Genomic DNA, 13,055 nt, shown 5'->3' with positions numbered 1-13,055 from the left:
GTCAGCAGTGTAGAACGGGAGATGTGACGGCAATGGCGACGGAAACTCCCCAGCTCCGCGAGGCGTGCGCCGTCCCCGCCCAGGGCAGCCGGCGATGACGGCCACCGACACGACGCGCGCCGTCGCCCCGGAGCACGGCACCCTCGCCAAGGCCGCCGACGAGAACTTCCCCGTCGCCCCCTTCTTCCTGCCCCGCGCCTGGCGCACCGACCTCATGGCCGTGTACGGCTTCGCCCGTCTCGTCGACGACATCGGCGACGGAGACCTCGCCCCGGGCGGAGCGGACGCCCGCCTGCTCGGCGTGCCCGAGGACCGCGCCGACGACCGCCTGCTGATGCTGGACGCCTTCGAGGAGGACCTGCGCAGGGTCTTCGACGCCTCCGACGGCCCGCCCCGCCACCCGCTGCTGCGCGGTCTGGTGCCCACCGTGCGCCGCCGCGCGCTGACCCCCGAGCCCTTCCTCGGCCTGATCGCCGCCAACCGCCAGGACCAGCTGGTCGCCCGGTACGAGACCTACGACGACCTGCTCGCCTACTGCGAGCTGTCCGCCAACCCGGTCGGCCGTCTCGTCCTCGCCGTCACCGGCACCTCGACGCCCGAACGGATCCGCCGCTCCGACGAGATCTGCACCGCCCTGCAGATCGTCGAGCACCTCCAGGACGTCGCCGAGGACCTGGGCCGGGACCGGATCTACCTGCCCGCCGAGGACATGAAACGTTTCCACGTCCAGGAGACGGACCTCGCCGCGCCCACCGCCAACGCGTCCGTGCGCGCCCTGATCGCCTACGAGTCCGGGCGCGCCCGCGACCTGCTGAATGAAGGAGCCCCCCTGGTGGGTAGCGTCCACGGCAGGCTGCGGCTGCTCCTCGCGGGCTTCGTGGCCGGCGGCAGGGCGGCGCTCCGCGCGATCGCCGCGGCGGATCACGACGTACTTCCCGGTCCGCCCAAGGCAGGCAAGGTCCACTTGCTGCGCGAGGCGGGCGTGGTCCTGCGAGGAGAGGGGTGATCGGGTCCGTGGAGTCGTCAGCGACCATGCCGGCGCCGGTGCTCGCCGCCTACAGCTACTGCGAGGCCGTCACCGGTCAGCAGGCACGCAACTTCGCCTACGGCATCCGGCTGCTGCCCACGCCCAAGCGGCGGGCGATGTCCGCGCTGTACGCGTTCTCGCGCCGGGTCGACGACATCGGCGACGGAGTGCTGGCGGACGACGTCAAGGCCGCCCGGCTGGACGAGACCCGGGCGGTGCTCGCCCGGATCCAGGACGGCGCGGTCGACGAGGGGGACACCGATCCGGTCGCCGTCGCCCTCGCCCACGCGGCCCGGCAGTTCCCGATCCCGCTCGGCGGCCTCGACGAGCTGATCGACGGCGTCCAGATGGACCTGCGCGGTGAGACCTACGAGACCTGGGACGACCTGAAGGTCTACTGCCGCTGTGTGGCGGGCGCCATCGGACGCCTCTCGCTCGGCGTCTTCGGCACCGAACCGGGGGCGCGCGGCGCCGAGCGCGCGCCCGAGTACGCCGACACGCTCGGTCTCGCGCTCCAGCTCACCAACATCCTGCGCGACGTCCGGGAGGACGCCGAGGGCGGGCGCACCTACCTGCCCGCCGACGACCTCGCCAAGTTCGGCTGCTCGGCCGGCTTCAACGGGCCGACCCCACCCGAGGGCTCCGACTTCGCGGGCCTCGTGCACTTCGAAGTGCGTCGGGCCCGCGCCCTTTTCGCCGAGGGCTACCGCCTGCTGCCCCTGCTCGACCGGCGCAGCGGCGCCTGCGTGGCCGCCATGGCCGGCATCTACCGCCGCCTCCTGGACCGCATCGAGCGCGACCCCGAGGCCGTGCTGCGCGGCCGGGTCTCGCTGCCCGGACGCGAGAAGGCCTACGTCGCGGTGCGCGGCCTGTCCGGCCTCGACACCCGGCACGTCACCCGGCGGACCGTCAGGAGGCGCGCCTGATGGACACACCGGGCACACTCGACACCCAGGACCCGCACGAAAACACCGGCGGACAGCGGCGGGCAACCCTCCGGTGGCGGTCGGCGTCCCTGACTGAGACGGTCAGCCGTACGCCGTTCAAACACCACGGCGACCGGACAGGGAAGGGCGCACCATGACGCAGGGCAACGGCACGCGCGAGGGCGGACCGTCGGCGGACGCCTCGGCCCTCGGCCCCGGCGGGCATGCCGTCGTGGTCGGCGGCGGACTCGCGGGGGTCACCACCGCGCTCGCACTCGCCGACGCCGGCGTGCGCGTCACCCTGCTCGAAGGACGCCCGCGGCTGGGCGGACTCGCCTTCTCCTTCCAGCGCGGCGGCCTCACCGTCGACAACGGCCAGCACGTGTACCTGCGCTGCTGCACCGCCTACCGGTGGTTCCTCGACCGGATCGGCGGAGCGGCGCTCGCACCGGTGCAGGACCGTCTCGACGTGCCCGTGGTCGACCTGGCGCGACCCGAGGGCAACCGGCTCGGCAGACTGCGGCGCGACGCCCTGCCCGTACCCCTGCACCTGGGGCGCAGCCTGGCGACCTACCCGCACCTCTCGCTCGCCGAACGCGCCTCGGTGGGGCGGGCCGCGCTCGCGCTGAAGGGGCTCGACCTCGCCGATCCGACCCTGGACACCCAGGACTTCGGCAGCTGGCTGACCGCGCACGGTCAGTCGGCGCGTGCCGTCGAGGCCCTGTGGGACCTGGTCGGGGTCGCCACCCTCAACGCGGTCGCGGGCGACGCCTCGCTGGGGCTCGCCGCGATGGTGTTCAAGACCGGTCTGCTGTCCGACCCGGGAGCGGCCGACATCGGGTGGGCCCGCGTCCCGCTGGGCGAACTGCACGACCGGCTGGCCCGCAAGGCGCTCGACTCCGCGGGCGTCCGTACCGAGGTCCGTACACGCGTCACCTCCGTCTCTGTAAACGAGAACGGCGGCTGGAGCGTTCAGGTTCCCGGCGAGACGCTCGAAGCGGACGCGGTCGTCCTCGCCGTACCCCAGCGCGAGGCCCACGACCTGCTGCCGGACGGTGCGCTGGACGCCCCGGAAAATCTTCTGCGGATCGGCACCGCGCCGATCCTCAACATCCACGTGATCTACGACCGCCAGGTGCTCGGCACGCCGTTCCTCACGGCCCTCGGCACCCCGGTGCAGTGGGTCTTCGACCGTACCGAGGCCTCCGGACTGAAGGAGGGTCAGTACCTGGCGCTGTCCCAGTCGACCGCGCAGAACGAGATCGACGAGCCGGTGGCCGTGCTGCGCGAGCGGTACCTGCCGGAACTGGAGCGGCTGCTGCCGCGCACCCGGGGCGCCGAGGTGAAGGACTTCTTCGTGACCAGGGAGCGCACCGCGACGTTCGCCCCCGCCCCCGGCGTCGGCCGCCTCAGGCCCGGCGCCCGCACCAAGGCACCCGGCCTCTACCTGGCCGGAGCGTGGACCGCCACCGGGTGGCCCGCGACCATGGAGAGCGCGGTTCGCAGCGGTGTCGGGGCGGCGGCCGCCGTGCTCGGCACCCCGGGCCGGTCCCGCGGCCACCTTCCCGGGTTCTTCGAGGAGGCGGCGTGAAAGCCGATCCGCGCGGGACCGCCCCCCGCACTCCCGGCACCGCAACTGGAGGAAAGACTGTGCCCACTGTGCCCCCGGCCCCGAAGGCCGATCGACGGACCACGGTGGACGTGACCGCGCTGCTGGAGCGCGGCCGGACCCTGGCCACGCCGGTCCTGCGGGCGGCGGTCGACCGCCTGGCCCCTCCCATGGACACCGTCGCCGCCTACCACTTCGGCTGGATCGACGCCCAGGGCAACCCCGCCGACGGCGACGGCGGCAAGGCCGTCCGCCCCGCGCTCGCCGTACTCTCCGCCGAGGTCACCGGCGCCGCGCCCGAGGTCGGCGTGCCCGGCGCGGTGGCCGTGGAGCTGGTGCACAACTTCTCCCTCCTGCACGACGACCTGATGGACGGCGACGAGCAGCGCCGCCACCGCGACACCGTCTGGAAGGTGCACGGCCCCGCCCAGGCCATCCTGGTCGGCGACGCCCTGTTCGCGCTCGCCAACGAGGTGCTCCTCGAACTGGGCACCGTCGAGGCCGGGCGGGCCACCCGCCGCCTGACCAAGGCCAGCCGCTCGCTGATCGACGGTCAGGCCCAGGACATCTCCTACGAGCACCGCGACCGGGTCAGCGTCGAGGAGTGCCTGGAGATGGAGGGCAACAAGACCGGTGCCCTGCTCGCCTCCGCCAGCTCCATCGGCGCGGTGCTCGGCGGCGCCGACGAGCGCACCGCCGACACCCTGGAGAAGTACGGCTACCACCTCGGCCTCGCCTTCCAGGCCGTCGACGACCTGCTGGGCATCTGGGGCGACCCGGACGCCACCGGCAAGCAGACCTGGAGCGACCTGCGCCAGCGCAAGAAGTCGCTGCCGGTCGTCGCCGCCCTCGCGGCCGGCGGGCCCGCCTCCGAGCGGCTCGGCGAGATCCTCGCCGCCGACGCCAAGGCCAGTGACTTCGCGAACTTCTCCGAGGAGGAGTTCGCGGCCCGTGCCGCCCTCATCGAGGAAGCGGGCGGGCGGGAGTGGACCGCCGACGAGGCGCGTCGCCAGCACACCATCGCCATCGAAGCCCTCGACGCCGTGGACATGCCCGACCGGGTGCGGGAGATGTTCACGGCACTCGCGGACTTCGTCGTCGTACGAAAGAGATGATCATTATCGGTCGAATAGCCCTCGCGTAGTCGCCGGCCGGTGTCGTTCAGAGACGAGCACCGGCCGACGGCGGACCCAGCAGACGCACCACGCACACTGCACGAAGGGGAAGCCATGACAGCGACGACCGACGGAAGCACCGGGGCCTCCCTGAGGCCCCTGGCTGCCTCGGCCAGTGACACCGACATCACCATCCCCGCCGCGGCGGCCGGGGTACCAGAAGCCGCCGCACGCGCCACCCGGCGCGCCACCGACTTCCTGCTCTCCAAGCAGGACGCCCAGGGCTGGTGGAAGGGCGACCTCGAGACGAACGTCACGATGGACGCCGAGGACCTGCTCCTGCGTCAGTTCCTGGGCATCCAGGACGAGGCGACCACCCGCGCCGCCGCCCTGTTCATCCGCGGCGAGCAGCGCGAGGACGGCACCTGGGCCACCTTCTACGGCGGCCCGGGCGAACTGTCCACCACCATCGAGGCCTACGTCGCCCTCCGCCTGGCCGGCGACTCACCCGACGCGCCCCACATGGCGCGTGCCTCGGAGTGGATCCGCTCCCGCGGCGGCATCGCCGCGTCGCGTGTCTTCACCCGGATCTGGCTGGCCCTGTTCGGCTGGTGGAAATGGGACGACCTGCCCGAACTCCCGCCGGAGCTGATCTACTTCCCGACCTGGGTCCCGCTCAACATCTACGACTTCGGGTGCTGGGCCCGGCAGACCATCGTGCCGCTCACCATCGTCTCCGCGAAGCGGCCGGTGCGCCCCGCGCCCTTCGCGCTGGACGAACTGCACACCGACCCGGCCCGGCCCAACCCGCAGCGTCCGATGGCACCGGCGGCCAGCTGGGACGGCGCCTTCCAGCGCATCGACAAGGCCCTGCACGCCTACCGCAAGATCGCCCCGCGCCGGCTGCGCCGGGCCGCGATGAACAGCGCCGCCCGCTGGATCATCGAGCGGCAGGAGAACGACGGCTGCTGGGGCGGCATCCAGCCCCCCGCCGTCTACTCGGTCATCGCGCTCTACCTGCTCGGCTACGACCTCGAACACCCCGTGATGCGCGCGGGCCTGGAGTCGCTGGACCGTTTCGCCGTGTGGCGCGAGGACGGCGCCCGGATGATCGAGGCCTGCCAGTCCCCGGTGTGGGACACCTGCCTGGCCACCATCGCGCTGGCCGACGCGGGCGTCCCCGAGGACCACCCGCAGCTGGTGAAGGCCTCGGACTGGATGCTCGGCGAACAGATCGTGCGCCCCGGCGACTGGTCGGTGAAGCGCCCCGGACTCCCGCCCGGCGGCTGGGCGTTCGAGTTCCACAACGACAACTACCCCGACATCGACGACACCGCCGAGGTGGTGCTCGCCCTGCGCCGGGTCAAGCACCACGACCCGGAACGGGTGGAGAAGGCGATCGGCCGCGGGGTGCGCTGGAACCTCGGCATGCAGTCCAAGAACGGCGCCTGGGGCGCCTTCGACGTCGACAACACCAGCCCCTTCCCCAACCGGCTGCCGTTCTGCGACTTCGGCGAGGTGATCGACCCGCCCTCGGCGGACGTCACCGCGCACGTGGTAGAGATGCTCGCCGTCGAGGGCCTCGCCCACGACCCGCGCACCCGCCGCGGCGTCCAGTGGCTCCTGGACGCGCAGGAGGCGGACGGCTCGTGGTTCGGCCGCTGGGGCGTCAACTACGTCTACGGCACCGGGTCCGTGATCCCCGCCCTGACCGCCGCCGGACTGCCCACCTCGCACCCGGCCATCCGCCGCGCGGTGCGCTGGCTGGAGTCCGTACAGAACGAGGACGGCGGCTGGGGCGAGGACCTGCGCTCCTACCGCTACGTCCGGGAGTGGAGCGGCCGGGGCGCCTCGACCGCCTCGCAGACCGGCTGGGCGCTGATGGCCCTGCTGGCGGCGGGGGAGCGGGACTCCAAGGCCGTGGAGCGCGGCATCGCATGGCTCGCGGCCACCCAGCGCGAGGACGGCTCCTGGGACGAGCCCTACTTCACCGGTACCGGCTTCCCGTGGGACTTCTCCATCAACTACCACCTCTACCGCCAGGTCTTCCCGCTCACCGCGCTGGGCCGGTACGTCCACGGTGAGCCCTTCGCCAAGAAGCCCCGCGCGGCGAAGGCCCCGGCCGAGTCCGTCGCGGCCGAGGTGAAGGGCAGCTGATGACCCCGCAGACCGGCCCGTCCCCGCTGCTGATCGCCTGCGCGCTCGGCATCGAGCACCTCGCCCTGCGCACCGGCGACCGCGCCGGCGCGGGCGGGCCGGTCACCGTCCTGCGCACCGGCATGGGCCCGAAGGCGGCCGAACGCTCGGTCGCCCGGGTCCTCGCCGACCCGGCGCTGGCGTCCGCCGCCGTGCTCGCCACCGGCTTCTGCGCGGGACTCGCCCCCGGCATGCACCCCGGCGACCTGGTCGTCGCCGAGGAGACCCGGGACCCCCGCTCCACCGTCCCCTGCGTCGCGACCGACCGGCTCGTCAAGGAACTCGCGCGAGCCGTCCCCGGGCGAACCGTCCACACCGGGCCGCTGACCGGCTCGGACCACGTCGTCCGCGGTCCCGAACGCGCCGACCTGCTCGCGACCGGCGCGATCGCCGTGGACATGGAGTCCGCGGCCACGCTCCTGAGCGCCGTCCGCACGGGCCCGCGCCCGGTTGCGGCCGTACGGGTGGTCGTGGACGCTCCAGAACACGAACTCGTCCGGATCGGCACCCTGCGCGGTGGAATATCTGCTTTCCGCGTACTTCGATCCGTTCTTCCCGCATTTTTCGAATGGCACCGTTCTTTGTTGCTCCCCCGGAGGTGAGCCCAGATGGCCATGCCACTGCGCCAGTCCATCAAGGTCGCTACATACCTGGCCGAACAGAAGATTCGCCGACGGGACAAGTTCCCGCTCATCGTGGAGCTGGAGCCGCTCTTCGCCTGCAACCTGAAATGTGAGGGGTGCGGAAAGATCCAGCACCCGGCGGGCGTGCTCAAGCAGCGCATGCCGGTCGCGCAGGCCGTGGGGGCGGTGCTCGAATCGGGCGCGCCGATGGTCTCCATCGCCGGCGGCGAGCCCCTGATGCACCCGCAGATCGACGAGATCGTGCGGCAGTTGGTGGCCAAGCGGAAGTACGTCTTCCTGTGCACCAACGCGCTGCTCATGCGCAAGAAGATGGACAAGTTCAAGCCCTCGCCGTACTTCGCCTTCGCGGTGCACATCGACGGGCTGCGCGAGCGGCACGACGAGTCCGTGGCCAAGGAGGGCGTGTTCGACGAGGCCGTGGAGGCCATCAAGGAGGCCAAGCGGCGCGGCTTCCGGGTGACCACCAACTCGACCTTCTTCAACACCGACACCCCGCAGACCATCGTCGAGGTGCTCAACTTCCTCAACGACGACCTCAAGGTCGACGAGATGATGATCTCGCCCGCCTACGCCTACGAGAAGGCGCCCGACCAGGAGCACTTCCTGGGCGTCGAGCAGACCCGCGAGCTGTTCCGGAAAGCCTTCTCGGGCGGCAACCGAGCCCGCTGGCGGCTCAACCACTCCCCGCTGTTCCTCGACTTCCTCGAGGGCAAGGTCGACTTCCCGTGCACCGCCTGGGCGATCCCGAACTACTCGCTCTTCGGCTGGCAGCGCCCCTGCTACCTGATGAGCGACGGATACGTCCCGACGTACCGGGAGCTGATCGAGAAGACCGACTGGGACAAGTACGGCCGCGGCAAGGACCCGCGCTGCGACAACTGCATGGCGCACTGCGGCTACGAGCCCACCGCCGTCCTGGCGACCATGGGCTCGCTCAAGGAGTCCCTGCGCGCCATGCGCGAGACCGTCTCCTCGAACCGGGAGTGAGGTCATGACCGCCATCCCCTTGGGGCTCCCCGAGGTACCGGTCCGGCCGATCGCTGAGCGGCGCGTGTCGCGGCGGATCCAGGTCGGGCCGGTGGCGGTCGGGGGCGGGGCCCCGGTGTCGGTGCAGTCGATGACGACCACCCGTACCTCCGACATCGGGGCGACGCTCCAGCAGATCGCCGAACTGACGGCCGCCGGCTGCCAGATCGTGCGCGTGGCCTGCCCCACCCAGGACGACGCCGACGCGCTGCCCGTGATCGCGAGGAAGTCGCAGATCCCGGTGATCGCGGACATCCACTTCCAGCCCAAGTACGTCTTCGCCGCGATCGAGGCCGGCTGCGCGGCGGTCCGGGTGAACCCGGGCAACATCAAGAAGTTCGACGACCAGGTCAAGGAGATCGCGAAGGCGGCCCGCGACCACGGCACACCCATCCGTATCGGCGTGAACGCGGGCTCGCTGGACCGCCGCCTGCTCCAGAAGTACGGCAGGGCGACGCCCGAGGCGCTGGCGGAGTCCGCGCTGTGGGAGGCGTCGCTCTTCGAGGAGCACGACTTTAGGGACATCAAGATCTCGGTCAAGCACAACGACCCGGTCGTGATGGTCGAGGCCTACCGGCAGCTCGCCGCCCAGTGCGACTACCCGCTGCACCTGGGGGTGACGGAGGCGGGCCCGGCGTTCCAGGGCACCATCAAGTCGGCCGTCGCCTTCGGCGCGCTGCTCTCCCAGGGCATCGGCGACACCATCCGGGTGTCGCTGAGCGCCCCGCCGGTCGAGGAGATCAAGGTCGGCATCCAGATCCTCCAGTCGCTGGGCCTCAGGGAACGCCGGCTGGAGATCGTCTCCTGCCCGTCCTGCGGCCGGGCCCAGGTGGACGTGTACAAGCTGGCCGAGGAGGTCACCGCCGGTCTGGAGGGCATGGAGGTGCCGCTGCGCGTCGCCGTCATGGGCTGTGTCGTCAACGGCCCCGGCGAGGCCCGCGAGGCCGACCTCGGGGTCGCCTCCGGCAACGGCAAGGGGCAGATCTTCGTCAAGGGCGAGGTCGTCAAGACCGTCCCCGAGTCGAAGATCGTGGAGACCCTCATCGAGGAGGCGATGAGGATCGCGGAGCAGATGGAGAAGGACGGCGCCTCGGGGGCGCCGGCCGTCACCGTGAGCTGAAACGCGGACCGAAGGGGGCCCGAGCGTGACGATTCTGGAGAACATCCGGGGACCACGCGACCTGAAGGCGCTGTCCGAGGCGGAACTCGGCGAACTGTCCGACGAGATACGTGACTTCCTGGTGCACGCGGTCGCCCGCACCGGCGGTCACCTCGGACCCAACCTCGGCGTGGTGGAACTCACCGTCGCCCTGCACCGGGTCTTCGAGTCGCCGGACGACCGCATCCTGTGGGACACCGGCCACCAGAGCTACGTGCACAAACTGCTGACCGGCCGTCAGGACTTCTCCAAGCTGCGCAGCAAGGGCGGCCTGTCCGGCTACCCCTCGCGCGAGGAGTCCGCGCACGACGTCATCGAGAACAGCCACGCCTCCACCGTCCTGGGCTGGGCCGACGGCCTGGCCAAGGCCCGCCAGGTGCAGGGGGAGCGCAGCCATGTCGTCGCCGTGATCGGCGACGGCGCGCTCACCGGCGGCATGGCCTGGGAGGCGCTGAACAACATCGCGGCGGCCAGGGACCGGCCGCTGATCATCGTCGTCAACGACAACGAACGCTCGTACGCGCCGACCATCGGGGGCCTTGCCAACCACCTGGCGACGCTGCGCACCACCGACGGCTACGAGCGGGCCCTGGCCTGGGGCAAGGACGTGCTCCAGCGCACACCGGTGGTGGGCAACACCGTCTACGAGGCCCTGCACGGCGCCAAGAAGGGTTTCAAGGACGCCTTCGCACCGCAGGGGCTCTTCGAGGACCTGGGGCTGAAGTACCTCGGCCCGATCGACGGGCACGACATCGGCGCCGTCGAGTCGGCGCTGCGCCGCGCCAAGCGCTTCCACGGTCCGGTGCTGGTGCACTGCCTCACCGAGAAGGGCCGCGGCTACGAACCCGCCCTGCGCGACGAGGAGGACCACTTCCACACCGTGGGCGTGATGGACCCGCTCACCTGCGAGCCGCTGAGCCCGGCCGGCGGGCCGTCCTGGACCTCCGTCTTCGGCGAGGAGATCGTCCGGATCGGCGAGGAGCGCGAGGACGTGGTGGCGATCACCGCGGCCATGCTGCACCCGGTCGGCCTGGCCCCCTTCGCCGCGCGCTTCCCCGACCGGGTCTGGGACGTCGGCATCGCCGAGCAGCACGCCGCCGTGTCCGCCGCCGGGCTCGCCACCGGCGGACTGCACCCGGTCGTCGCCGTCTACGCCACCTTCCTCAACCGCGCCTTCGACCAGCTGTTGATGGACGTGGCCCTGCACCGCTGCGGCGTCACCTTCGTGCTGGACCGGGCCGGCGTCACCGGCGCCGACGGGGCCTCGCACAACGGCATGTGGGACATGTCCGTCCTCCAGGTCGTCCCCGGGCTGCGCATCGCCGCACCGCGCGACGCCGACCAGCTGCGCGCCCAGCTGCGCGAGGCCGTCGCCGTGGACGACGCGCCGACGCTGGTGCGCTTCCCGAAGGAGTCCGTCGGCCCCGCCGTACCCGCCGTGGACCGGATCGGCGGCCTGGACGTCCTGCACGCCGCGGACCGGCCCGAGGTGCTGCTCGTGGCCGTGGGCGTGATGGCGCCGGTCTGCCTCGGCGCCGCCGAGCTGCTCGAAGCCCGCGGCATCGGCTGCACCGTCGTCGACCCGCGCTGGGTCAAGCCCGTCGACCCGGCCCTCGCGCCGCTCGCCGCCCGACACCGCCTGGTGGCCGTGGTCGAGGACAACAGCCGCGCCGCCGGGGTCGGTTCCGCGGTGGCGCTGGCGCTCGGCGACGCCGAGGTCGACGTCCCCGTACGGCGCTTCGGCATCCCCGAGCAGTTCCTCGCGCACGCCAAGCGCGCCGAGGTGCTCGCGGACATCGGCCTCACCCCGGTCGACGTCGCCGGCCGGATCAGCGCCAGCCTGGCCCTCGCCGAGCCGGCCGCGGACCGGGCGGACGGACCGGCAGTGGAACAGCCCGGCGACGGACGTGTGTCCGGCGACGGACGGATCGTCATGCCAGCGCAAGGAGATAACTGAATGACCAAGGAGTTCGACCTCGCCGCGCTCTTGGCCGAGCGCGGGGCCGAGCGGTACGAGCTGCACGCCAAGCACCTCAACCACCAGCTGCCGCGCATGCTGCACACCATCGGCTTCGACAAGGTCTACGAGCGGGCCGAGGGCGCGCACTTCTGGGACGCGGACGGCAACGACTACCTGGACATGCTCGCCGGGTTCGCGGTCATGGGCCTGGGACGTCACCACCCCGTCGTCCGCAAGGCGCTGCACGACGTCCTCGACGCCTCGCTCGCCGACCTGACCCGCTTCGACTGCCCGCCGCTGCCCGGGCTGCTGGCCGAGAAGCTGCTCTCCTACAGCCCGCACCTGGACCGCGTCTTCTTCGGCAACAGCGGCACCGAGTCCGTCGAGACCGCCCTGAAGTTCGCCCGGTACGCCACCGGAAGGCAGCGGATCCTGTACTGCTCGCACGCCTTCCACGGACTGACCACCGGCTCGCTGTCCGTCAACGGCGAGGACGGCTTCCGCAAGGGCTTCGCACCGCTGCTCCCCGACACCGCGATCCCGCTCGGCGACCTGGACGCCCTGGCGCGCGAGCTGAAGAAGGGCGACGTGGCCGCCCTGATCGTGGAGCCGGTCCAGGGCAAGGGCGTGCACGAGGCCCCGCCCGGCTACCTGCTCGCCGCACAGGAGCTGCTGCACCGGCACAAGGCGCTGCTGATCGCCGACGAGGTGCAGACGGGCCTCGGCCGGACCGGCAAGTTCTACGCCTACCAGCACGAGGACGGCGTGGAACCCGACCTGGTCTGCGTCGCCAAGGCGCTGTCCGGCGGGTACGTGCCGGTGGGAGCCACCCTGGGCAAGGACTGGATCTTCCAGAAGGTGTACTCCTCGATGGACCGGGTGCAGGTCCACTCGGCGAGCTTCGGGTCCAACGCGCAGGCCATGGCCGCCGGGCTCGCGGTGCTGTCGGTGATGGAGAACGAGCAGATCGTGGCGAACGCGGCCGCGGTGGGGGAGCGGCTGAAGTCCCGGCTGGCGGAGCTGGTGGACCGCTACGAACTGCTCGCCGACGTCCGGGGCCGCGGGCTGATGATCGGCATCGAGTTCGGCCGCCCCAGGTCCCTGAAACTGCGCAGCCGCTGGACGATGCTCCAGGCCGCGCGGAAGGGACTGTTCGCCCAGATGGTGGTCGTCCCGCTGCTGCAGCGGCACCGGATCCTGACCCAGGTGTCCGGCGACCACCTGGAGGTGATCAAGCTGATCCCGCCGCTGATCATCGACACCGCCGACGCCGACCGCTTCGTCGACGCCTTCACGGAGGTGATGGAGGACGCGCACAATGGCGGTGGCCTGATGTGGGACTTCGGAAAGACCCTGGTCAAGCAGGCGGTGGCGAACCGCTGAGGGGGTTTTG

11 protein-coding genes are annotated in these 13,055 nt (G+C 71.8%); all 11 read left to right on the top strand.

Annotated elements, in window-relative coordinates:
• The first annotated feature begins 94 nt into the window (after positions 1-94).
• The 11 genes from hpnC (at position 95) to K7854_RS09045 (ending at position 13,045) form a co-directional block, all read left to right on the top strand.
• Positions 95-1,006 (top strand): squalene synthase HpnC, encoded by a 912-nt coding sequence (gene hpnC, locus K7854_RS09095; protein ID WP_226025872.1) that lies wholly within the window; start codon positions 95-97, stop codon positions 1,004-1,006.
• Entirely contained in the window at positions 1,003-1,953 is a 951-nt protein-coding gene (hpnD, locus tag K7854_RS09090; protein ID WP_372481017.1) for a presqualene diphosphate synthase HpnD, read from the top strand. Before hpnC ends, hpnD begins: the two co-directional genes overlap by 4 nt.
• Positions 1,953-2,111, top strand: coding sequence for a DUF6380 family protein (locus K7854_RS09085; protein WP_226025871.1), 159 nt, complete (start codon positions 1,953-1,955; stop codon positions 2,109-2,111). Before hpnD ends, K7854_RS09085 begins: the two co-directional genes overlap by 1 nt.
• The gene (gene hpnE, locus K7854_RS09080; RefSeq protein WP_226025870.1) at positions 2,108-3,544 is read left to right on the top strand and encodes a hydroxysqualene dehydroxylase HpnE; all 1,437 of its coding nucleotides are present in this window, start codon (positions 2,108-2,110) and stop codon (positions 3,542-3,544) included. The genes K7854_RS09085 and hpnE overlap by 4 nt, the downstream gene beginning before the upstream one ends.
• Positions 3,545-3,612: 68 nt before the next feature.
• Positions 3,613-4,677 (top strand): polyprenyl synthetase family protein, encoded by a 1,065-nt coding sequence (locus tag K7854_RS09075; RefSeq protein WP_226025941.1) that lies wholly within the window; start codon positions 3,613-3,615, stop codon positions 4,675-4,677.
• A gap of 114 nt (positions 4,678-4,791) precedes the next feature.
• A complete protein-coding gene (shc, locus tag K7854_RS09070; protein ID WP_226025869.1) occupies positions 4,792-6,834 on the top strand; it encodes a squalene--hopene cyclase in 2,043 nt (680 codons plus the stop codon).
• A complete protein-coding gene (locus K7854_RS09065) occupies positions 6,834-7,475 on the top strand; it encodes a phosphorylase family protein (protein ID WP_226025868.1) in 642 nt (213 codons plus the stop codon). The genes shc and K7854_RS09065 overlap by 1 nt, the downstream gene beginning before the upstream one ends.
• A 6-nt stretch (positions 7,476-7,481) precedes the next feature.
• Positions 7,482-8,504 (top strand): adenosyl-hopene transferase HpnH, encoded by a 1,023-nt coding sequence (gene hpnH / locus K7854_RS09060; protein ID WP_030404094.1) that lies wholly within the window; start codon positions 7,482-7,484, stop codon positions 8,502-8,504.
• Between the two features lie 4 nt (positions 8,505-8,508).
• Positions 8,509-9,663 carry a flavodoxin-dependent (E)-4-hydroxy-3-methylbut-2-enyl-diphosphate synthase gene (gene ispG, locus K7854_RS09055; RefSeq protein ID WP_226025867.1) on the top strand — a complete coding sequence of 385 codons (1,155 nt, stop codon included), beginning with the start codon at positions 8,509-8,511 and terminating at the stop codon, positions 9,661-9,663.
• Between the two features lie 25 nt (positions 9,664-9,688).
• A complete protein-coding gene (gene dxs, locus K7854_RS09050; RefSeq protein WP_226025866.1) occupies positions 9,689-11,659 on the top strand; it encodes a 1-deoxy-D-xylulose-5-phosphate synthase in 1,971 nt (656 codons plus the stop codon).
• On the top strand, positions 11,660-13,045 hold the full coding sequence (locus tag K7854_RS09045) for an aspartate aminotransferase family protein (protein WP_226025865.1): 1,386 nt from the start codon (positions 11,660-11,662) through the stop codon (positions 13,043-13,045).
• Positions 13,046-13,055 lie beyond the last annotated feature (10 nt).

Source organism: Streptomyces hyderabadensis (genome assembly GCF_020404845.1).
In the GTDB taxonomy this organism is placed as follows: Bacteria; Actinomycetota; Actinomycetes; order Streptomycetales; family Streptomycetaceae; genus Streptomyces; species Streptomyces hyderabadensis.
This window is presented reverse-complemented; position numbering and strand designations above follow the sequence as displayed.